This is a genomic window from Streptomyces sp. SKN60 (assembly GCF_026236535.1).
In the GTDB taxonomy this organism is placed as follows: Bacteria; Actinomycetota; Actinomycetes; order Streptomycetales; family Streptomycetaceae; genus Streptomyces.
Genome location: NZ_JAHTMW010000007.1, coordinates 240,764 through 261,144 on the forward strand (window position 1 = coordinate 240,764; position 20,381 = coordinate 261,144).

The 20,381-nt window shown below is 73.3% G+C and carries 16 protein-coding genes; 3 read left to right on the plus strand and 13 right to left on the minus strand.

Annotated features, from left to right (window positions below):
• The first annotated feature begins 10 nt into the window (after nucleotides 1-10).
• Entirely contained in the window at nucleotides 11-2,266 is a 2,256-nt protein-coding gene (locus tag KV205_RS14375; RefSeq protein WP_265864715.1) for an LPXTG cell wall anchor domain-containing protein, read from the plus strand.
• A gap of 78 nt (nucleotides 2,267-2,344) precedes the next feature.
• Here KV205_RS14375 and gatB read toward each other — a convergent pair whose 3' ends face one another.
• The 10 genes from gatB to KV205_RS14425 all read right to left on the minus strand — a co-directional run bounded on the left by gatB (nucleotide 2,345) and on the right by KV205_RS14425 (nucleotide 15,057).
• The gene (gene gatB / locus KV205_RS14380; protein ID WP_265864716.1) at nucleotides 2,345-3,856 is read right to left on the minus strand and encodes an Asp-tRNA(Asn)/Glu-tRNA(Gln) amidotransferase subunit GatB; all 1,512 of its coding nucleotides are present in this window, start codon (nucleotides 3,854-3,856) and stop codon (nucleotides 2,345-2,347) included.
• 16 nt (nucleotides 3,857-3,872) lie between these two features.
• Nucleotides 3,873-4,133, minus strand: coding sequence for a hypothetical protein (locus KV205_RS14385; RefSeq protein WP_265864717.1), 261 nt, complete (start codon nucleotides 4,131-4,133; stop codon nucleotides 3,873-3,875).
• A complete protein-coding gene (gene gatA / locus KV205_RS14390; RefSeq protein WP_265864718.1) occupies nucleotides 4,130-5,632 on the minus strand; it encodes an Asp-tRNA(Asn)/Glu-tRNA(Gln) amidotransferase subunit GatA in 1,503 nt (500 codons plus the stop codon). The genes KV205_RS14385 and gatA overlap by 4 nt, the downstream gene beginning before the upstream one ends.
• Nucleotides 5,633-5,639: 7 nt before the next feature.
• On the minus strand, nucleotides 5,640-5,936 hold the full coding sequence (gene gatC / locus KV205_RS14395) for an Asp-tRNA(Asn)/Glu-tRNA(Gln) amidotransferase subunit GatC (protein ID WP_007266718.1): 297 nt from the start codon (nucleotides 5,934-5,936) through the stop codon (nucleotides 5,640-5,642).
• A 111-nt stretch (nucleotides 5,937-6,047) separates the two neighbouring features.
• On the minus strand, nucleotides 6,048-8,162 hold the full coding sequence (locus tag KV205_RS14400; protein ID WP_265864719.1) for a bifunctional diguanylate cyclase/phosphodiesterase: 2,115 nt from the start codon (nucleotides 8,160-8,162) through the stop codon (nucleotides 6,048-6,050).
• 284 nt (nucleotides 8,163-8,446) lie between these two features.
• Entirely contained in the window at nucleotides 8,447-10,624 is a 2,178-nt protein-coding gene (gene ligA, locus KV205_RS14405) for an NAD-dependent DNA ligase LigA (protein WP_265864720.1), read from the minus strand.
• A gap of 32 nt (nucleotides 10,625-10,656) precedes the next feature.
• On the minus strand, nucleotides 10,657-11,679 hold the full coding sequence (locus tag KV205_RS14410; protein ID WP_265864721.1) for a methionine synthase: 1,023 nt from the start codon (nucleotides 11,677-11,679) through the stop codon (nucleotides 10,657-10,659).
• Entirely contained in the window at nucleotides 11,676-13,802 is a 2,127-nt protein-coding gene (locus KV205_RS14415) for a tetratricopeptide repeat protein (RefSeq protein ID WP_265864722.1), read from the minus strand. The genes KV205_RS14410 and KV205_RS14415 overlap by 4 nt, the downstream gene beginning before the upstream one ends.
• A 7-nt stretch (nucleotides 13,803-13,809) precedes the next feature.
• On the minus strand, nucleotides 13,810-14,499 hold the full coding sequence (locus KV205_RS14420) for an SDR family oxidoreductase (RefSeq protein WP_265864723.1): 690 nt from the start codon (nucleotides 14,497-14,499) through the stop codon (nucleotides 13,810-13,812).
• A gap of 12 nt (nucleotides 14,500-14,511) precedes the next feature.
• Entirely contained in the window at nucleotides 14,512-15,057 is a 546-nt protein-coding gene (locus KV205_RS14425) for a TIGR00730 family Rossman fold protein (protein ID WP_265864724.1), read from the minus strand.
• A gap of 97 nt (nucleotides 15,058-15,154) precedes the next feature.
• On the opposite strand from KV205_RS14425, the gene KV205_RS14430 reads away from it, so the two are divergent.
• Entirely contained in the window at nucleotides 15,155-15,964 is an 810-nt protein-coding gene (locus tag KV205_RS14430; RefSeq protein ID WP_265864725.1) for an alpha/beta fold hydrolase, read from the plus strand.
• Nucleotides 15,965-15,997: 33 nt separating this feature from the next.
• Here KV205_RS14430 and mnmA read toward each other — a convergent pair whose 3' ends face one another.
• Complete coding sequence (mnmA, locus tag KV205_RS14435; protein WP_265864726.1) at nucleotides 15,998-17,140, minus strand: tRNA 2-thiouridine(34) synthase MnmA; 1,143 nt, start codon at nucleotides 17,138-17,140, stop codon at nucleotides 15,998-16,000.
• Between the two features lie 61 nt (nucleotides 17,141-17,201).
• Between mnmA and KV205_RS14440 the strand changes: the two genes are divergently transcribed.
• The gene (locus tag KV205_RS14440; protein ID WP_265864727.1) at nucleotides 17,202-17,924 is read left to right on the plus strand and encodes an N-acetylmuramoyl-L-alanine amidase; all 723 of its coding nucleotides are present in this window, start codon (nucleotides 17,202-17,204) and stop codon (nucleotides 17,922-17,924) included.
• Nucleotides 17,925-17,943: 19 nt separating this feature from the next.
• On the opposite strand, the gene KV205_RS14445 is transcribed toward KV205_RS14440, so the two are convergent.
• A complete protein-coding gene (locus tag KV205_RS14445) occupies nucleotides 17,944-19,107 on the minus strand; it encodes a cysteine desulfurase family protein (RefSeq protein WP_265864819.1) in 1,164 nt (387 codons plus the stop codon).
• Between the two features lie 240 nt (nucleotides 19,108-19,347).
• Nucleotides 19,348-20,364: a YafY family protein gene (locus KV205_RS14450; RefSeq protein WP_265864728.1), complete on the minus strand. Its 1,017-nt coding sequence runs from the start codon at nucleotides 20,362-20,364 to the stop codon at nucleotides 19,348-19,350.
• Nucleotides 20,365-20,381: the final 17 nt, after the last annotated feature.

Below are 20,381 nucleotides of genomic sequence, written 5' to 3' on the forward strand. Positions count from 1 at the left end.
TCTGGCGGCCGTGATCCTCGGCACCTCGCTGCTCGCCGTCGGCCTGCCGGTCGGACTCCCCGGCGCCCAGTCCGAGGCCGACGCGGCACCGGTCAAGCGCTGCCAGGACAAGTTCGGCACCAGCCCGAAGGAGCCCGCCCGCAACACCCTGCCCGGCTACAAGCCGGCCGGGCCCAACCAGTGGCAGACGCCCGACGCGGAGCAGCTGTTCTACGACTTCGAGCAGCCGACCCTCAACGTCACCGGCATCAACGCGCCCGCCGACGTCGCCAAGTACGGCACGGACACCGGCAAGTACAAGATCGGCACTCCGGAGCACGCCTACGCCTCCTGGAACAGCCGCCAGGCGAGCAACAACACCTACAAGGGCCCGTTCGCCGACTGGCTGCAGGACGTCTACATCGAGAACAACGCCCGCAACCGGCGCGGCGGCGGCTTCGAGCGCGAGGTGGCCCGCTACTTCGACCTCGGCGGCGTCAACTGGCTGTGCGAGACGTATCTGCGCGACTTCGACCCGCAGCTCGACAAGGAACTGCGGCAGAAGCTCGGCGACAAGGTCGTCGGCCCCAACGGGCGGCGCTTCGACGCGGTCGACCCGCGCACCAAGACCGTCTACGAGTTCAAGTCCGGCATCGACCCCAAGCCCAAGCAGCTGAAGGTCGACGCGGAACTGGTCCGGCGCGGCTGGCGCGTGGTCTACATCCACGGCCAGGAGCCCACCGACAAGGTCAAGGCCCAGTACCGGGCGGCCGGCATCAACTACTACCGGCACGGCGCCACCCCGGCCCCGTACGCGCCGGGCAACCAGTACAAGTCGCGGTTCCCGGGCCTGATGACGGCGAACCCGGCCAAGCCGTCGACCGGCGCCGGCAACGACCTGATCAGCCGGTCCATGCCGACCCCGGAGGACGTGCGGCGCCGCCAGGAGGCCGCCCGCCCGTTCCAGCAGAACACCAAGAACGCCCTGCGCGGCCCCGGCGGCGTCGACTTCACCAGCCTGGAGCTGCGCTACGTCGGCCAGAACGAGACCGGCAGCCTCAACTACTCCTTCTCCGCGAAGAACACCGACGAGGACGAGAACCCCGGCTTCGGCGGCATGGAGAAGGCCCAGATGGCCTCGGACTCCTTCTTCACCTGGCTGGCGCTGACGCCCGAGAAGTTCTGGGTGAACCTCAACCCGGACGAGCCCGACCGGATCATGGACCGCTCCTTCGGCAAGACCGACGCGGGCCGGGTGCTGCTCGACGCCGACCTGGAGATGAAGCACGACTTCTCCCGGGCGATGGACCCCAAGACCCCGGCGGGCGCCGAGTTCTGGAAGAACCTCACCCACAAGGACAACCGGATCTGCCTGCACGGCATCCGCAACTGGATCACCCCGCAGCCGGCCAAGGTGCGCGAGCAGGACGGCGGCATCTTCATCCTCGACGCCCCGCTCAAGGTCAACTCCGTCCCGCAGGAGACGAAGACCCAGCCGCCCGGCGAGCAGTGCCGGCTGACCGAGGCCGAGATCCAGCACAACCAGGCGCTCGTCGAGCGGCTCCTCGTCCCGATCGTGGAGAAGAAGATCGCCGAGGGCCCGGCCTACGCCGACCTGCGGCGCGTCTACGCCTCCCGGGTGGCCGCCGAGTGGATCAAGCAGCAGGACGCGAAGAAGCCCGGTGAGTTCCACAAGATCATCGGCAGTGACGACGCGAGCCGCTGGCCGATCCGCGGCGCGAAGTGGGACTCGTACGAGGTCTGGAAGAACTACCGCAAGTCGTTCATGGAGGGCGACTACAAGTACGAGTACAAGGAGGGCGAGTACGTCTACACGCTGACCGTCGGCGGCGTGGACTTCTCCAAGTCGCCCAAGAAGAACATCACCCGCACCCAGTTCAACGCGGAGAAGCCCAATCTGTCGGACGTCACCAAGGGCTCGCGGGCGGAGGTCCTCGGCTACAAGGACTCGCCGACCACCCTGCTCGGCGGTGACACCGCCGTGCGGAAGTCCCCGCCCAAGCCCAGCCCGAGCCACCCGACGCCCAGCCCGTCCCCGACGAAGCCGGGCGACCCGTCCACGCCGCCGCCGAGCGGCACCCCCGGCCCGTCCAAGCCCGGCGGGGACTCCGGCGGCACGGGCGGCAACGGCCCGGGCGGCGACCTCGCCCACACCGGCTCCGACACCCCGATCGGCCTGATCGCCGGCATCGCGGCGCTGCTCGCCGCGGCGGGCGGAGCCCTGCTGTGGTGGAAGCGCGGCCGCAGCGGCTCCGGACAGCACTGACGCGTAGCACGCACGGGGGCGGCCCCGCACCGGAACTCCGGTGCGGGGCCGCCCCTTTACGCGTACGGGAAGGCGGGCTCAGCCCTCGCTGACGCCCAGCTTCTCCAGGATCAGCTCCTTGACCTTCGCCGCGTCGGCCTGGCCACGGGTGGCCTTCATGACCGCGCCGACCAGGGCGCCGACCGCGGCGACCTTGCCGCCGCGGATCTTGTCGGCGATGGCCGCGTTGCCCGCGATGGCCTCGTCGACGGCCGCGCCGAGGGCGCTGTCGTCGGAGACGACCTTCAGACCGCGCTTCTCGACGACCTCGTCCGGGGTGCCCTCGCCGGCGAGGACGCCCTCGATGACCTGACGGGCCAGCTTGTCGTTCAGGTCACCGGCGGCGACCAGGGCCGACACGCGGGCCACATCCGCCGGGGTGATGGGCAGCTCCTCCAGGGAGACGCCCTTCTCGTTGGCGTTGCGGGCGAGCTCGCCCATCCACCACTTGCGGGCCGACGCCGCGTCGGCGCCCGCCTCGGTGGTGGCGACGATCGCGTCGACCGCACCGGCGTTGAGGATGGACTGCATGTCCAGCTCGGACACGCCCCACTCCTCGCGCAGCCGGTTGCGGCGCAGCCGCGGCAGCTCCGGCAGACCCTTGCGCAGCTCCTCGACCCACTCGCGGGCGGGGGCCACCGGCACCAGGTCCGGCTCGGGGAAGTAGCGGTAGTCCTCGGCGTTGTCCTTGATGCGGCCGGCGGTGGTGGTGCCGTCGTCCTCGTGGAAGTGCCGGGTCTCCTGGACGATCGTGCCGCCCGCGGAGAGCACCGCCGCGTGCCGCTGGATCTCGAAGCGCGCCGCCCGCTCCACCGAACGGAGCGAGTTGACGTTCTTCGTCTCCGAGCGGGTGCCGAAGGTCTTCGCGCCGTTGCGGCGCAGCGACAGGTTCACGTCGCAGCGCATCTGGCCCTTGTCCATGCGCGCCTCGGAGACGCCCAGGGCGCGGATCAGCTCGCGCAGCTCGGCCACGTACGCCTTGGCGACCTCGGGGGCCCGCTCGCCGGCGCCCTCGATCGGCTTGGTGACGATCTCGATCAGCGGGATGCCGGCCCGGTTGTAGTCGAGCAGCGAGTGCGAGGCGCCGTGGATGCGGCCGGTCGCGCCACCGATGTGGGTGGACTTGCCGGTGTCCTCCTCCATGTGGGCGCGCTCGATCTCCACGCGGAAGACCTCGCCGTCCTCCAGCTGGACGTCCAGATAGCCGTTGAAGGCGATCGGCTCGTCGTACTGGGAGGTCTGGAAGTTCTTCGGCATGTCCGGATAGAAGTAGTTCTTCCGGGCGAAGCGGCACCACTCGGCGATCTCGCAGTTCAGCGCGAGGCCGATCTTGATCGCGGACTCGACGCCGACGGCGTTGACGACCGGCAGCGCGCCGGGCAGGCCGAGGCAGGTCGGGCAGGTCTGCGCGTTGGCGTCCTGGCCGAGCTCGGTCGAGCAGCCGCAGAACATCTTCGTCTTCGTGCCGAGCTCGACATGGACCTCCAGGCCCATGACGGGGTCGAACTCGGCGAGCGCCGCCTCGTACGACAGCAGTTCAGTGACAGTCACGGTGGAACTTTCCCTCTCAGCCCAGCAGGACGTCGTCGTCGCCGAGACGCTTCAGCTCGCGGTACAGGATCGCGAGACCGGTGACGATGGCGGCGGCGGACACCACGGCGTCGACCAGCTTGAGCGTGTCGTGCTCGGCGCGGGCCTTCTTGATCTGCTTCGTCACGGCGATGGCGCCGAACGCGGTGGTGCCCATGGACAGATACGTACCGGTCTTGGACTTCTTGAAGCCCTTGGCCTTCTGCAGTGCACTGGTGGAACTCGTGGTCGTACTCACAGCGACGGAGCCTCCTCGAGCAGCGGGTGGCCCCACTTTTCCACGAAGGCGGCCTCGACGGCGGCACCGACCTTGTAGAGGCGGTCGTCCTTCAGGGCCGGGGCGATGATCTGCAGACCGACCGGCAGGCCGTCCTCCGGCGCGAGGCCGCAGGGCAGCGACATGGCCGCGTTGCCCGCCAGGTTGGTCGGGATGGTGCACAGGTCCGCGAGGTACATCGCCATCGGGTCGTCGGCGCGCTCGCCGATCGGGAAGGCGGTGGTCGGCGTGGTCGGCGACACGATGACGTCGACCTGCTCGAAGGCCTTCTCGAACTCGCGGGTGATGAGGGTGCGGACCTTCTGCGCCGAGCCGAACCAGGCGTCGTAGTAGCCGGAGCTCAGCGCGTACGTACCGAGGATGATGCGGCGCTTGACCTCGGGGCCGAAGCCGGCCTCGCGGGTGAGCGCGGTGACGTCCTCGGCGGACCGGGTGCCGTCGTCGCCGGCCCGCAGGCCGTAGCGCAGACCGTCGAAGCGGGCCAGGTTGGACGAGCACTCGGACGGCGCGATCAGGTAGTACGCGGAGAGCGCGAGGTCGAAGGTGGGGCAGTCCACCTCCACGATCTCGGCGCCGAGCGACTTGAGCAGCTCGACGGACTCGTCGAAGCGCTGCACGACGCCGGCCTGGTAGCCCTCGCCGCGGAACTGCTTGACGACACCGACGCGCATGCCCTGGACGCTGCCGTTGCGGGCGGCCTCGACGACCGGCGGGACCGGGGCGTCGATGGAGGTCGAGTCGAGCGGGTCGTGACCGGCGATGGCCTCGTGCAGCAGGGCCGCGTCGAGGACCGTACGGGCACAGGGGCCGCCCTGGTCGAGCGAGGACGAGAAGGCCACCATGCCGAAGCGGGAGACCGCGCCGTAGGTCGGCTTGACGCCGACGGTGCCGGTGACGGCGGCGGGCTGGCGGATGGAACCGCCGGTGTCCGTGCCGATGGCGAGCGGGGCCTCGTACGAGGCGAGGGCGGCCGAGGAGCCACCGCCGGAGCCGCCGGGGATCCGGGTCAGGTCCCAGGGGTTGCCGGTCGGGCCGTAGGCGCTGTTCTCCGTGGAGGAGCCCATCGCGAACTCGTCCATGTTGGTCTTGCCCAGGATGACCACGTCGGCCGCCTTGAGCTTCTTGACCAGCGTCGCGTCGTACGGCGGGATCCAGCCCTCCAGCATCTTCGAGCCGACCGTCGTGGGCACGCCCCGGGTCGTGAAGATGTCCTTGAGCGCGAGCGGGACGCCGGCCAGCGGGCCGAGCTTCTCGCCGCGGGCGCGCTTCTCGTCCACGGCACGGGCCTGCGCGAGCGCGCCCTCGCGGTCGACGTGCAGGAAGGCGTGGACCTTCTCGTCGACGGCGTCGATGCGCGCGAGGTGGGCCTCGGTGACCTGGACGGCGGTGAGCTCGCCGGAGGCGATCTTCGCCGCGATCTCGGCGGCGGTGAGCTTGATGATCGTGCTGTTGTCCGTCATGGCGTTCTTAGTCCTCCCCCAGGATCTGCGGCACCTTGAAACGCTGCTGCTCCTGGGCCGGGGCGCCGGAGAGCGCCTGCTCGGGGGTGAGCGACGGACGGACCTCGTCCGCCCGCATGACATTGGTCAGCGGCAGCGGGTGGGAGGTCGGGGGTACGTCTTGGTCGGCGACCTCGGAGACGCGGGCGACCGCGCCGATGATGTCGTCGAGCTGTCCGGCGAAGTGGTCGAGTTCTTCGCTCTTGAGCTCCAGACGTGCCAGCCGGGCGAGGTGGGCGACCTCCTCGCGCGTGATGCCAGGCATGCGGATCCTCACGGGGTGAGTTTGATGGTGTTGGCCCAATCCTATGGGGCCCGCGCCGCTCCCCGTGAAACGGCGAGGTCCGTACCCCGTGAAAGGGCTGGGTAAGGACGCCTACTGCACCACGTGGTCCGAGGGGTGGTCGGCCTCGGCCAGGGCCGCGATCTCCGAGGGGCGGCGCCAGCCGTGCTCGCCGCGGGCGCGGAGCCAGGCGGTGGTCTCGGCGGGCGGCATGGCGGCGGCGACCAGCCAGCCCTGGACGGCGTCGCAGCCCAGGTCGCGCAGGCGCTCCCAGGTCTCGTCGTCCTCGACGCCCTCGGCGACGACCAGCAGGCCGAGGGAGTGGGCGAGGTCGAGGGTGCAGCGGACGATCTCGGCGTCCTCGGAGTCGACGGCGAGCCGGGCGACGAAGGAGCGGTCGATCTTGAGTTCGCTCACCGGGAGGCGGCGCAGGTGGACCAGGGAGGAGTAGCCGGTGCCGAAGTCGTCGAGGGACATCTTGACGCCGTGGCCGGTGAGCCCGGCCATGGTGTCGGCGGCCCGCTGCGGGTCCTCCAGGAGCACGTGCTCGGTTATCTCCAGCTGGAGCGCGCCGGCCGGGACGCCGTGCCGGGCGAGCCGGGCGGCGACGGCGCCGGCGAAGCCGGGGGTGTGCACGTCGCGCGGCGAGACGTTGACGGCGACCGGCACGTCGAGGCCCTGGGCACGCCAGCGGGCGACCTGGGCGAGGGCGGTCTCCAGGACGTATTCGGTGAGGTGGGGCATGAGGCCGGAGGACTCGGCGATGGCGATGAACTCGTCCGGAGGAACCTTCCCTCTCTCGGGATGGACCCAGCGGACAAGGGCTTCCAGGCCGGCCACCTGGCCGTCGAAGCGGACCTTCGGCTGGTAGTGCAGCTCGACCTCGCCGGCGTCGAGGGCGCGCCGCAGGTCGCCGAGGAGCCCGAGCCGGTCGGGGGTGTTGGAGTCGCGCTTGGACTCGTAGACCTCGACGCCGGTGCGGTCCCGCTTGGCCTGGTACATGGCGACGTCGGCGCGGCGCAGCAGGCCCTCGGCGTCCAGCGCGTGCTCGGGGAAGACGGCGACGCCGGCGCTGGCCTCCAGGACGAGGGTGAGCCCGTCGAGGTCGAGCGGGGAGGACAGCTCGGCGACGAGGTGGCGGGCGACCCGCTGGGCGCTGGTGGTGGAGTCGGCGGTGGGCAGCAGGACGGCGAACTCGTCGCCGCCGAGCCGGGCGGCCTCGGCGCCACGGGGCAGCGCGAGCCGGAGCCGTTCGGCGATCTGCAGGAGCAGCCGGTCGCCGGCGAGGTGTCCGAGGGTGTCGTTGACCGAGCGGAAGCGGTCGAGGTCGATCAGGACGAGCGCGGAGCGGACGCCCTCGCCCTCGGCCTCCTCCAGGGCGGTCCAGGTGCGCTCCAGGAGCCACTGGCGGTTGGGCAGTCCGGTGAGCGGGTCGCGCAGCTGCTCCTCGGCGCGGGCGCGGGCGATCCACAGGGTGGAGTCGAGGGCGATCAGCGGGACGGCGAAGAGCGGCAGGAGCGGGGGCCGGGAGGCGGCGACGACGCAGATGAGCGGGGCGATGCCGAGCAGGGCGACGGCGACCAGGCCCTGGCGGAGCAGCGCGGTGCGGGCGGCGGTGGGCAGTCCGCCGGTCTGCGGGGCGAGCGCGTACCACAGCAGCAGCCGGGTCGCCACCAGGTAGGCGACGGCGGCGAGCATCACTTCCGGTACGTCGCCGATCCCCCAGTCGAGGGGCTGCCAGGGACGCTCGACGGTGGGGACGTCGCCGAAGGTGGCGAGGACGAGGGCGGCGGCGCCGGTGCCGATGACGTCGACGGCGCCGTGCAGCAGGCCCTGGCGCCAGCGGTGCCGGCGGGCGGCGGCGACGAGCACGACCACGGTGAGCGAGACCAGACAGGCGGGCACCCAGCCGTACAGGAGCAGCACGGCGAGGGTGAGGGCGGCGCCGGAGCCGGTGCCGCCCCACCAGCGGTCGCGGCCGAGCGCGACCAGGTGTCCGACGATGAGGCCGGTGAGGACGGCGAGGGACCAGCCGGCGGCGCCGCCGGGGAAGAGTCCCTGGCCGGTGCTCAGCGTCCGGTAGAGACCGGCGGTGAGCAGGACGGCGGCGACGCCCACCAGTGCTCCGGGCAGCCCGGAGGTGATGCCCACGAACGCCGCACGGCCCTGGGGCCGTGCGACCGGGGCGGCACTCTCGGTCGGTTTCATTCCCGTCCCTCTCACAGCCGGCGGTGCCGTCGCAACGCGGGGCCGTCGTGATGCCTCTGGGCCGTCGTCCCGCCGCGCGCCGGACACACGTGTCCTGCTCCTGCGCGCCGGCAGGGCCTCGCGCGGCCGTGCGTGACGGACGCACGGTCACCACACTAGGCCGCGGAGGGCCGCTACGGGCAGCGCTCTCCATCTCTTGCCCGAATGCGACCCGGCCACCCCTAACGATCTGGTATGCGCCGAACGGGTGAGCTTCCGGGGCCCGTCCGCGGCTGCTGCGGCGGCTACTCGGCGACGGGCAGCGCGGCCTCCTGAGCGGCTTCCGGACCCTGTTCGAGCAGGATCCGGAAGCCGGGCTCGTCGAGAACCGGAACCTTCAGCTGCATCGCCTTGTCGTACTTGGAGCCGGGATTGTCGCCGACGACCACGAAGGCGGTCTTCTTCGAAACGGAACCCGTCACCTTCGCTCCCAGGGCTTGCAGCGACTCTTTTGCGCCATCCCTGGTGAAGTCCTGCAGGGTGCCGGTGACCACCACGGTCAGTCCCTCCAGCGGGCGCGGGCCCTGCTCCTCACCGGCGCCCTCGTCCTCGAAGGTGACCCCGGCCGCGCGCCACTTGCGCACGATCTCCCGGTGCCAGTCCTCCTCGAACCACTGCTTCACGGCGGCGGCGATGATCCCGCCGACCCCGTCGACCGCCGCCAGCTCCTCCTCGGTGGCCTGCTCGATCCGCTCCAGGGAGCGGAACTCGCGGGCCAGCGCCTCGGCGGCGACCGGGCCGACGTGCCGGATCGACAGCCCGTTGAGGAAGCGGGCCAGCGGCCGGGTCTTGGCCGCCGCGATGTTCTCCAGCATCGCCAGGGCGTTCTTCTTCGGCTCGCCCTTCTGGTTGGCGAAGACGAAGACGACCTTCTCCTCGCCGGTCTTCGGGTCGCGCTTGGGCAGCCCGCTGTCCGCGTCGAGGACATACGCCTTGATCGGCAGCAGTTGCTCGATGGTCAGGTCGAAGAGGTCGCCCTCGTCGGCGAGCGGCGGCTCGGCCGGCTCCAGCGGGCGGGTGAGCGCCGCCGCCGCGACCATGCCGAAGTTCTCGATGTCCAGGGAGGACCGCCCGGCCAGGAAGAACAGCCGCTCGCGCAGCTGGGCGGGGCACGACCGCGCGTTGGGGCAGCGCAGGTCGATGTCCCCCTCCTTCATCGGCTTCAGCGGCGTGCCGCACTCCGGGCACTCGGCCGGCATCACGAACTCCCGCTCGGAGCCGTCCCGCAGGTCCGCGACCGGGCCGAGGATCTCCGGGATCACGTCACCGGCCTTGCGCAGCACGACCGTGTCGCCGATCAGCACGCCCTTGGCCTTCACCACGTCCTGGTTGTGCAGGGTGGCGAACTCGACCTCGGAGCCGGCCACCGTCACCGGCTCCACCTGCGCGTACGGCGTGACCCGGCCCGTACGCCCGACGCCGACCTTGATGTCGACCAGCTTGGTGTTGACCTCCTCCGGCGCGTACTTCCAGGCGATCGCCCAGCGCGGTGCGCGCGCGGTGGAGCCGAGCCGGCCCTGGAGCGGGATCTCGTCGAGCTTGACGACGACGCCGTCGATCTCGTGCTCGACGGAGTGCCGGTTCTCCCCGAAGTACGCGATGAAGTCCTTCACCGCGGCCAGACCGGAGACCACCTTGTTGTGCCGGGCGGTGGGCAGGCCCCACTCGTGCAGCAGCTCGTACGTCTCCGAGAGCCGGGAGATGTCGAAGCCCTCGCGGGCGCCGATCCCGTGCACCACCATGTGCAGCGGCCGGGACGCCGTCACCTTCGGGTCCTTCTGGCGCAGCGAACCCGCCGCCGCGTTCCGCGGATTGGCGAAGGGCTTGTCCCCGGCCTCCACCAGGCGCGCGTTGAGCCCCTCGAAGGCCTCCATCGGGAAGTAGACCTCGCCGCGGATCTCCACCAGGTCCGGGATGCGCTCGCCGCGCAGCCGGTCCGGGATGTCGGCGATCGTCCGCACGTTCGGCGTGATGTCCTCGCCGGTGCGTCCGTCGCCGCGGGTCGCGGCCCGGGTCAGCCGCCCGTGCTCGTACGTGAGGTTCACCGCCAGTCCGTCGACCTTGAGCTCGCACAGGAAGTGGTAGTCGCCCGTGCCGACGTCCTTCGCGATCCGCTCGGCCCAGGCGGCCAGCTCCTCGTCGTCGAACGCGTTGTCCAGCGACAGCATCCGCTCGCGGTGCTGGACCGCGGTGAACTCCGTCTCGTACGACCCCGCCACCTTCTGGGTCGGCGAGTCCGGCGTCCGCAGCTCCGGGTACTCCTCCTCCAGGGCCTCCAGGGCGCGCAGGAGCCTGTCGAACTCCGCGTCGCTGACGACCGGCTGGTCCTTCACGTAGTACCGGAAGCGGTGCTCCTCGACCTGCTCCGCCAGCTCGGCGTGCTTCTCCCGCGCCTCGGCGGGGGCCCCCTGTTCGACTGCCACCGTTCCTCGTCCTCCCGATCCCTGAAACCCGGTCACTCTGGGTTGTCCGCGAGCGATCTCGCCGCCCGGACGCAGTGCGCGAGCGCCTTGCGCGCGTACGCCGGCGAGGCCCCCGCGAGACCGCAGGTCGGGGTGACCACCACGGACTCGGCGAGAGTCCCCGGATTCAGCCCCAGCCTGCGCCACAGCGTCCTGACACCCATGACGCTACCGCCAGGGTCCGACAATGCCCCCGAGGCCGGGTCCGTGGACGGCACCACACCGGCGAAGAGCTTGGTCCCGGCCTCCACGGCCTCCCCGATCGGCTCCTCGTCACGCTCGGTGAGCAGCGAGAAGTCGAACGACACCCCGGCCGCCCCGGCCCGCCGCAGCAGCCCGAACGGCACGCCCGGCGCGCACGAGTGCACCACGACCGGACCGTCGTGCACCGCGATCACGTCCCGCAGCGCGCTCTCCACCACCTGCCGGTCGACGGCCCGGTGGGTGCGGTAGCCGCTGGCGGTACGGATCTGCCCCAGGAGTACGGCGGTCAGCGAGGGCTCGTCGAGCTGCAGCACGATCCGCGCGCCCGGCACCCGCTTGGCGACCTCCGCGAGGTGCCCGCGCAGCCCTTCGGCCAGCGAACCGGCCAGGTCCCGGCAGGCCCCCGGGTCCGACAGGGCGGCCTCTCCCCCGCGCAGCTCCAGGGCCGCGGCGAGCGTCCACGGCCCCACCGCCTGCACCTTCAGCGCGCCCTCGTACCCCTGGGTGAACTCCTCCAGGGCGTCCAGGTCCTCCCCGAGCCACGACCGCGCCCGCCGGGTGTCCCGCCCGGGCCGGTCGCTGATCCGCCACCCGCTCGGCTCCACGTGCGCGTACAGCTCGACGAGCATCCCGGCGGTCCGCCCGATCATGTCCGCGCCGGGCCCGCGGGCCGGCAGCTCGGCGAGGAACGGAAAGTCCTCGAAGGACCCGGTCACGGTCTTGGCGGCCTCCCGGGCGTCGCCGCCGGGCAGGGAGCCGACGCCGGTGGCGGGGGCCCAGGGGAAGGTGTCCTTGTCGCTGTTCTCGCTCACCCGGGAAGCGTACGTGCCAGGCGTTCCAGGGTCTCGCGGGTGGCGACGGTGACGGGGTGGCCGGGGCCGAGGACGCGGGTACGGGCTTCGAGGACGGCGGTGAGTTCGGGGAGGGCGTCGGCCGGGGCGAGGCAGCGGGCGAGGTTGAAGCGGGCGGAGAGCGTGTGCGGGTGATCCGCGCCGAGGAGCCGGTGCCGGGCCGCCACCACGGCCGCCAGCTCCGCCCGCGCGAGGTCCCGGTCACCGGACTCCAGGAGCAGGACCGCCCGGTTCTCCCGGGTGACGAGCGCGTTGGGATGCTCGGCGCCCAGGGTGCGGGACTCCGCCGCCCGTACGGTCTCCAGCTCGGCCAGCGCCTCCTGGGTGCGCCCGAGCAGGGCGAGGCACACCGCGAGGTTGTGCCGGCAGGCGAGGGTGCGCCAGTGGTCCGGCCCCAGGGCGCGGGCGCAGCCGTCCAGCGCCCCGGCGTACTCGGTGCGGGCCCGCTCCAGTTGTCCGTTCTGCTGGAGCGCGGTGGCCAGCTCGTTGCGGACCTGGAGAGCGAAGACCAGGTCGGAGTCCTCGGCCGGGACGAGGGCCGGGGCCGCGTCCGGGGCCGCCGCGGGGGTCGGGGCGGCCGGCCGGTCCGCGCCGACGGCGACGCCGACGGCGGCGGCCAGTTCGCCGAGCAGGGCGAGCGCTTCCCGCTCGCGGCCGGCGTTCAGGAGCGCCCGGCCGTGCTCGAAGCACGCCTCCCGCACGGTCCGGTGCGCGTCCCCGAGCCGGTCCGCGGCACCCCGGCGCACCCGCTCCACCGCCGTGCCCGCCGCGGCGACCAGGCCCCGGGCGTTCAGCGAGCGAACGGCGAGCACCGCGCCCGCCCAGACGTCCTCCGGCGCGTCCGGCCCCAGGTCGTCGAGCAGGTGCGGCACGAGCAGCGGCCAGAGCGGACCGTGCTCCTCCGGCACCTCGCTGTCCAGCGCCGCCTCCGCCGACAGCCGCTCCCGCTCAGCCCGGTACGCGTCCCGCACCAGCGGATGGAGCGTCACCACCGGCTCCCCGTCCGCCCGCAGGGCGGCCAGGCCCAGCCGGTCGAGGGCCTGCAGACACGTCCACAGCTCCCCCGGCGGGACGTCGACCCGGTCCGGAGCGAAGACCCGCAGCGGTACGGGCGCGTCCGCGAAGCCGGCGAGGAGACGCAGGACGTCCTCCACGCGCGCGTGGCCCCGGTCCTGGAGGAGGCGCAGGGACATGGCCCAGATCCGGGCGAGGGTGCCGTCGCGGTCGACCGCGAGGTCTCCCGTACCGAGGGCGGCGAGATAGGCGCCGTACGTGGCGGGCTCGCCGTCCGTACGGAGGAAGGCGGGGCGTTCGGCGACCGAGGCGAGGTAGCGGCCGGCGCTGTCCAGGGCGAGCGGCAGGCCCCCGAGGCGTACGGCGAGCAGCTCGGCGTCCGTCGCCGGGCCGGCCTGCTCCCCGGCGCGGTCGGCGAGCACCCGGGCGCCCTCGGGGCCGGGCAGGGCGCCGAGCGGGTGGAGGACGGGGCCGGCGCCCCAGGCGGCGGGGTCGCCGTCGCGGGTGGTGACGAGGACCAAGCCGCTCGTGCGGGGCGCGCGGGCCCAGCCCGTACCGGCGGCGAGCGATCCCGGGCCGTCGAGCAGCGCCAGGTCGTCGGCGTTGTCGAGGACGAGGAGCCAGGGGCCGGGCAGGGCGGCGAGCCGCTCCCACAGCAGGTCGGCGGTCTGACCGCTCGCCAGCTCGTCCTCGCGGACGCCGACCCGGCGGGCGACCGCCCGCAGCCCGCCCGCGAGCCGCCCGGCGTCCTGCGCGGCCACCCACCACACGGGTGCGCCGCGGCGCGCGAGGACGTCGGCGGCCGCCAGGGCGAGGCTGGTCTTGCCGACGCCGCCGAGCCCGTACAGGACGTGCGTGCCGGAGGCGTCGAGCAGCCGCGCGAGCAGCTCGGCGCGCCCGCGCAGGGGTGTGCCGCGCCGCCCGAACGGGGGCGCGACGGTCACCTCGTCGGCGGGCGGCGGCGTCTGATGCACCACCAGGTGCTCGATGTGCCCGGCCTGGACGACGGTCCCCTGGGTCCCACCGCTGATCGAGTTCCCGCCCGCCCCCGCCCCCGCCCCCGTGGTCATCGCGGCGTCAGCGCCCGGGCCGCACGGTCAGGTCGTTGACCTCCGCGTCGCGCGGCAGGTCGAGCGCCATGACGATGGTCGTCGCCACCGACTCGGGGTCGATCCAGCGCTCCGGGTCGTACTCCTTGCCCTCCTGCTGGTGCACCTTCGCCTGCATGGGGCTCGCGGTCCGCCCCGGATACACCGAGGTGACCCGCACGCCGTTGCCGTGCTCCTCGTGGCGCAGGGAGTCGGCGAGCGCCTTGAGCCCGTGCTTGGACGCGGCGTACGCGCCCCACTCGGCGTGCGCGGCGAGCCCGGCCCCCGAGTTCACGAACACCACGTGCCCCTTGGAGACCCGCAGCTGCGGCAGGAAGTGCCGGGTGAGCTCGGCGGGGGCGACCAGGTTGACGTTCAGCTGGTGGTGCCAGCTCTTCGGGGTGAGCTCCCCGACCGGCCCGAGGTCGACGACCCCGGCGATGTGCAGCAGGCTGTCGACCCGCTCCGGCAGCGTCTGGTGCGAGAACGCCCACGACAGCCGGTCCGGATCCGCCAGGTCCCCGACGAGCGTCCGCGCCCCGGGAAACTCCGCCGCCAACTCCTTCGCCCGCCCCGCGTCCCGCACGTGCAGCACGAGCTCGTCCCCGCGCGCGTGCAGCCGCCGCGCGACGGCGGCGCCGATGCCGGAACCGGCTCCGGTGATCACATGAGTAGCCATGGGCCCATGCTCTCAGGGAACGCGGCGCATCACGGCCTCCTCCAGGTACGCGAGGGCCGCCGCACCGTCCTCCGCGAAGAAGACCAGGTCGCTCAGGGGGATCGGCAGGAAGCCCTCGGCCTCCATGCGGCGGAACTGGGTCTTCAGGCCGTCGTAGAAGCCGGCCGTGTTGAGGAGGACGACGGGCTTGGTGTGCTTGGCGTGCTTCTTCAGTTCCAGGATCTCGGTGGCCTCGTCGAGGGTGCCGGCGCCGCCGACCATGACGACGATCGCGTCGGACTTGGCGAGCAGGAGGGCCTTGCGCTCGGCGAGGTCCCGGGATATCTCCAACTCGTCCGCGCCCGCATACGCCTTGTGGGCCAGGAACTCGACCGAGACGCCGACCAGTCGGCCGCCCGCCTCCTTGGCGGCATCGGCGACGACGCCCATCAGGCCGGTGTCGGAGCCGCCCCAGACCAGGGTGTGGCCCGCCTTGCCGAGGCGCGTGGCGAAGTCGCGGGCGGGGGTCGTGTAGCGCTCGTCGAGGTCGGCGGCGGAGAGGAAGACGCAGATGTTCATGCGCTCCACCGTAGGCGCTCGCACCGGCGGCGAGAATTTTTCCGGAAGTTCCCGCCGGGAGCGATGAGTTCCGCGGACGGCCCCGGTCTGCCCTTCCATGGACGAGGTGAAGACGACACGGTGCGGGGCCCGGGGGCTTGTCAGGTCGCAGGACGGGACGCGGATCGCCTATGAGCGGTACGGGGACGGGCCGCCGGTGATCCTGGTGAGCGGGGCGCTGGGGACGGCCGGGGGCGAGCGGGCGCTGGCCGGGCTGCTCGCGCGGCGCTATTCGGTGGTGGCGTACGACCGGCGCGGGCGGGGCGCGAGCGGGGACACCGGGCCGTACGCGGTGGAGCGGGAGATCGCCGATCTGGCGGCGCTCGTCGACGCGGTGGGCGGCGCGGCGGGTACGGCGGCGGTGCACGGGACGGCCTGCGGCGGCGCGCTCGCGCTCGCGGCGGCCGCGGCGGGGGTGCCGGTCGGGCCGGTGTCGGTGTACGAGCCGCCGTACGGGCCTGAGGCGGCGGCCCGGCGGAGCCGGGTGCGGGCGCTGCTCGACCGGGGGCAGCGGGGCGCGGCGCTGGACGCGTTCCTGGCCGAGGGGGCGGAGGCCATGGGCCCGGCGCGGCCGCGGCCTGCCCTGGAGGCGCTGGCGCACACCCTGGCGTACGACGACGCGGTGGTGGGCGACGGCGCGGTGCCGGCGGCGCGCCTCGGCCGGGTGCACGCGCGCGTGCTGGTGGTCGACGGCGGGGCGAGCCCGTCGTGGACGCGGCGGGTGGCCCGTTCGGTGGCGGCGGCGGTCCCGCGCGGCCGGCACCGCACGCTGACCGGCCAGACCCACCAGGTGGCGCCGCACGTCCTCGCGCCGGTCCTGGCGGGGTTCCTGGACGAGTGCCGCGCGGAGGAGCCGGCCGGGGCCTGAGGCGGCCCTGGGCGATCAGGCGCCGGGCCGCCCTCAGAGGGTCGCCGGCGCCGTCCTCCGTACCGTCGCGGCGATGGTCGCCGAGCCGACCACCCGCGTGCCGTCGTACAGCACGATCGCCTGGCCCGGGGCGACGCCCCGGACCGGCGCGTCGAAGGTGACGGACAGCTCGCCGTCGGCCATGGACGCGCTCACCGGGGTCTCGTCGCCATGGGCGCGCAGCTGGGCGGTGTAGCGGCCGGGGCCCTCGGGGGCGGCGCCGCACCAGCGGGGCTTGATGGCGGTGAGGGCGGTGACGTCGAGGGCCTCGGCGGGGCCGACGGTGACGGTGTTGTTCACGGGCGAGATGTCGAGGACGTAGCGCGGCTTGCCGTCCGGGGCGGGGTGCCCGATGCGCAGGCCCTTGCGCTGGCCGATGGTGAAGCCGTACGCGCCCTCGTGGGTGCCCACCTTCGTACCGGACTCGTCGACGATGTCGCCCTCCGCCGTGCCGAGGCGGGAGGCGAGGAAGCCCTGGGTGTCGCCGTCGGCGATGAAGCAGATGTCGTGGCTGTCGGGCTTCTTCGCGACCGCGAGGCCGCGCCGCTCCGCCTCCGCCCGGATCTCGTCCTTGGTGGTGAGGGTGTCGCCGAGCGGGAACATGGCGTGCGCCAGCTGCCTCTCGTCGAGCACGCCGAGCACGTACGACTGGTCCTTGGCCATGTCGGAGGCCCGGTGCAGCTCGCGGGTGCCGTCCTCGTTCAGGACGACGGTCGCGTAGTGGCCGGTGCAGACGGCGTCGAAGCCGAGTGCGAGGGCCTTGTCGAGCAGCGCGGCGAACTTGATCTTCTCGTTGCAGCGCAGGCACGGATTGGGCGTGCGGCCCGCCTCGTACTCGGCGACGAAGTCGTCCACGACGTCTTCGCGGAAGCGCTCGGCGAGGTCCCACACGTAGAAGGGGATGCCGATGACGTCGGCGGCCCGGCGGGCGTCGCGCGAGTCCTCGATGGTGCAGCAGCCCCGCGCGCCGGTACGGAACGACTGCGGGTTCGCGGAGAGGGCCAGGTGCACGCCGGTGACGTCGTGACCGGCCTCCGCGGCGCGGGCGGCGGCGACGGCGGAGTCCACGCCGCCGGACATGGCGGCGAGGACGCGGAGGGGTCGGGGGTCGGGGCGCTGCGGCGAGGTCTCAGTCATAGCCCTACCAGGGTACGGGGCTCCGGGAACCGGGGTCGCGGGAGTAAGCGTTGTCGATCACATGGGGAAAAAGGGGAGCACTGGCAAGGGCAGCGCGAAGAAGGGAGCCGCCGGGAAGAAGGGAGCCGCCGGGAAGAAGGGCGGGGCCACGCGGCGGGCCGTCCTGCTCGGCGGCGCGGTCGCCGTCGCCGGCGCCGCCGTCTTCGCCCGCGACGAGCTGGGCCGCCTGTGGTGGCGGCTGCCCGGCATGGAGAAGAAGCGGGTCGAGGGCGAGCTCGACCACAAGGGCGCCGAGTGGACGGCCGCCTCCGACTACAACTGGCGGCGGGCCGACCGCCCCGACGACTACGTGATCGACCGGGTCGTCATCCATGTCGTCCAGGGCAGCTACCGGTCCGCGCTCAAGGTGTTCAAGGACCCGTCCCACGGGGCCGCCGCGCACTACGTGGTGCGCAAGGACGGGCACATCGCCCAGATGATCCGCGAACTCGACGTCGCCTTCCACGCCGGCAACCGCGACATGAACGAGCGCAGCATCGGCATCGAGCACGAGGGCTTCGTCGACCGCCCGCAGGACTTCACGACGGCGATGTACGAGTCCTCCGCCCGGCTCACCGCCGGCATATGCGCCCGGTACGGGATACCCGTGGACCGGGAGCACATCATCGGGCACGTGGAGGTGCCGGGCACGGACCACACGGACCCGGGGCCGCACTGGGACTGGAAGCGGTACATCGCGCTGGTGCGGAAGGCGCGCGAGAAGCTCCCGGCCGGCGTCGGCTGAGGCCGTCAGGTTCAGGCCATCAGGTCAGGCCGGCCGTCCGCGCGCGTTCCACCGCCGGGGCGATGGCCTCGGCGACCGCCGCCACGTCCTCCTTGGTGGAGGTGTGGCCGAGGCTGAAGCGGAGGGTGCCGCGCGCCAGGTCCGGCGAGGCGCCGGTGGCCAGGAGAACGTGGCTGGGCTGGGCGATGCCGGCGGTGCAGGCGGAGCCGGTGGAGCACGCGATGCCGGCGGCGTCGAGGAGGAGCAGCAGGGAGTCGCCCTCGCAGCCGGGGAAGCTGAAGTGGGCGTTGGCGGGGAGCCGGCCGTCCGGGTCGCCGCCGAGGATCGCGTCCGGGACGGCGGTGCGGACGGCCGTCACGAGCTCGTCGCGCAGGGCGCCGACGGTACGGGCGAAGTCCTCCTGGCCGTCCGCCGCGTGGCGGGCGGCCACGGCGAAGGCGGCGACGGCGGGCACGTCGAGGGTGCCGGAACGGACATGGCGCTCCTGGCCGCCGCCGTGCAGCACGGGGACCGGGGTGTACTCCCGGCCGAGCAGCAGCGCGCCGATGCCGTACGGGCCGCCGATCTTGTGGCCGGAGACGGTCATGGCGGCGAGGCCGGACGCGGCGAAGTCGACCGGGACCTGGCCGACGGCCTGGACCGCGTCGGCGTGCAGCGGTACGCCGAACTCGGCGGCGACGTCGGCGAGTTCGCGGACCGGCATGATCGTGCCGATCTCGTTGTTGGCCCACATGACGGTGGCCAGGGCGACGTCCTCGGGGTTCCGGGCGATGGCCTCGCGCAGGGCGTCGGGGTGCACCCGGCCGTAGGAGTCGACCGGCAGATACTCGACGGTGGCGCCCTCGTGGGTCGCGAGCCAGTCCACGGCGTCCAGCACCGCGTGGTGCTCGACGGGGCTGGCGAGGACCCGGGTCCGGCGCGGGTCGGCGTCCCGCCGCGACCAGAAGAGGCCCTTCACGGCGAGGTTGTCGGCCTCGGTGCCGCCGGAGGTGAGAACGACCTCACTGGGCCGCGCGCCGAGCGCGCCCGCGAGGGTCTCCCGGGCCTCCTCGACGGTCCGCCGGGCGCGGCGCCCGGCGGCGTGCAGCGAGGAGGCGTTGCCCGTGACGGCGAGGTGGGCGGTCATCGCCTCGATCGCCTCGGGGAGCATGGGCGTGGTCGCCGCGTGGTCGAGGTAAGCCATCATGGTGCGTCGATTCTACGAGGCGGGGCCGACCACCTGGGAAGGCGGCCGGTTTGAGCCATCGGGGGCGGGGTCGCGGGGCGGGGTCGCGGGCTGAGGCACGGGCCCAGGCACCAGCCGAGCCGCAGGCGGAGGCTCGGGCGGGGTCGCCGACCGAATCACCTGGCCGAGTCGCGGCCGGGTGCGCCGGCGGGGCCGCAGGCCGAGCCGCAGGCCGAATCACCGTGCCGAGCCGGAGGCCTAGTCACCGGCCGAGCCACCGACTGAGTCACCCCCCGACTCGCCGGCCGCGTGAACAGTGCCGCCGTACAGGGCCACCGTCTCCGCCGCCGCCTCGGCGAGGTAGGTGCGGGCGGCGGGTGGGGTGAGGACCTCCAGGCTGGCGCCCAGGGCGAGGAGCGGGCGGAGTTCGCCGAGTTCGGCTACGGACAGCTCGACGTCCGTCCAGTCGGCGGTGGGGCGGGCGGGTGGCGGGACGGTGAGGCGGTCGGCGTGGAGGCGCAGGAAGCGGTCGTAGCGGTCGCGGTGGACCCGGGCGGTGACGGTCAGCCCGGCCGGGCGCCGCTCGACCCGTTCCCGCAGCAGCGCCCACACCTCGGCGAGCTCGACTCCGGGGCGGCGCCGTACCGGCTCGTCGAGCGGTTCGGCGGCCTCCACCCGGTCGGCCCGGAACAGGCGCGGCTCGCCGTCGCGGTCCGCGACCAGGTACCAGACGCCGGCCTTCACGACGAGGCCGTACGGGTCGACGGTGTACGCCTTCGGGGCGGGCGCCCCGCTGCTGCGGTAGCGCAGCGCGAGCCGCCGGTCGGCGAACACCGCCCGGTGCAGCACGTCCAGGTCCAGGTCCGCCCGCGGCCCGCTCATCCAGCGGTCCGGGTCCACCAGGATCCGGCGGCTGGTCGCCTCGGCGCCCGGGCGGTGCGGGGCGGGCAGCGCCGCCATCACCTTCCGCAGCGCGGAGCCCAGCGCCTCGTCGAGCCCGAGCGCCCGGTGTGCCCCCTGTGCGGCGAGCACGAACAGGGCCCGTGACTCGTCGGCGGTCAGCCCGGTGACGTCCGTCCGGTACCCGGCGAGCAGCGCGATCCCCCCGTACCGCCCGCGCTCCGCGTACACGGGCACGCCCGCCGCCGACAGCGCCTCGACGTCCCGGTAGACCGTCCGTACCGACACCTCCAGCTTCTCGGCCAGCTCGCTCGCCGGCACGAGCCCCCGGGTCTGAAGCAGCAGGAGGAGGGCCAGCAGCCGGTCGGACTTCACCGGGGCAGGCTAGCGGG

Excerpts from the sequence above, each read along its gene's own strand:
- KV205_RS14440 (WP_265864727.1), top strand. The coding sequence starts at position 17,202 with ATGGGGAAAAAGGGGAGCACTGGCAAGGGCAGCGCGAAGAAGGGAGCC.
- gatA (WP_265864718.1), bottom strand. The coding sequence starts at position 5,632 with ATGACGGACAACAGCACGATCATCAAGCTCACCGCCGCCGAGATCGCG.
- gatC (WP_007266718.1), bottom strand. The coding sequence starts at position 5,936 with ATGCCTGGCATCACGCGCGAGGAGGTCGCCCACCTCGCCCGGCTGGCA.
- KV205_RS14420 (WP_265864723.1), bottom strand. The coding sequence starts at position 14,499 with ATGGCTACTCATGTGATCACCGGAGCCGGTTCCGGCATCGGCGCCGCC.
- KV205_RS14445 (WP_265864819.1), bottom strand. The coding sequence starts at position 19,107 with ATGGCTTACCTCGACCACGCGGCGACCACGCCCATGCTCCCCGAGGCG.
- KV205_RS14425 (WP_265864724.1), bottom strand. The coding sequence starts at position 15,057 with ATGAACATCTGCGTCTTCCTCTCCGCCGCCGACCTCGACGAGCGCTAC.
- KV205_RS14430 (WP_265864725.1), top strand. The coding sequence starts at position 15,155 with ATGGACGAGGTGAAGACGACACGGTGCGGGGCCCGGGGGCTTGTCAGG.
- KV205_RS14400 (WP_265864719.1), bottom strand. The coding sequence starts at position 8,162 with ATGAAACCGACCGAGAGTGCCGCCCCGGTCGCACGGCCCCAGGGCCGT.
- KV205_RS14415 (WP_265864722.1), bottom strand. The coding sequence starts at position 13,802 with ATGACCACGGGGGCGGGGGCGGGGGCGGGCGGGAACTCGATCAGCGGT.
- mnmA (WP_265864726.1), bottom strand. The coding sequence starts at position 17,140 with ATGACTGAGACCTCGCCGCAGCGCCCCGACCCCCGACCCCTCCGCGTC.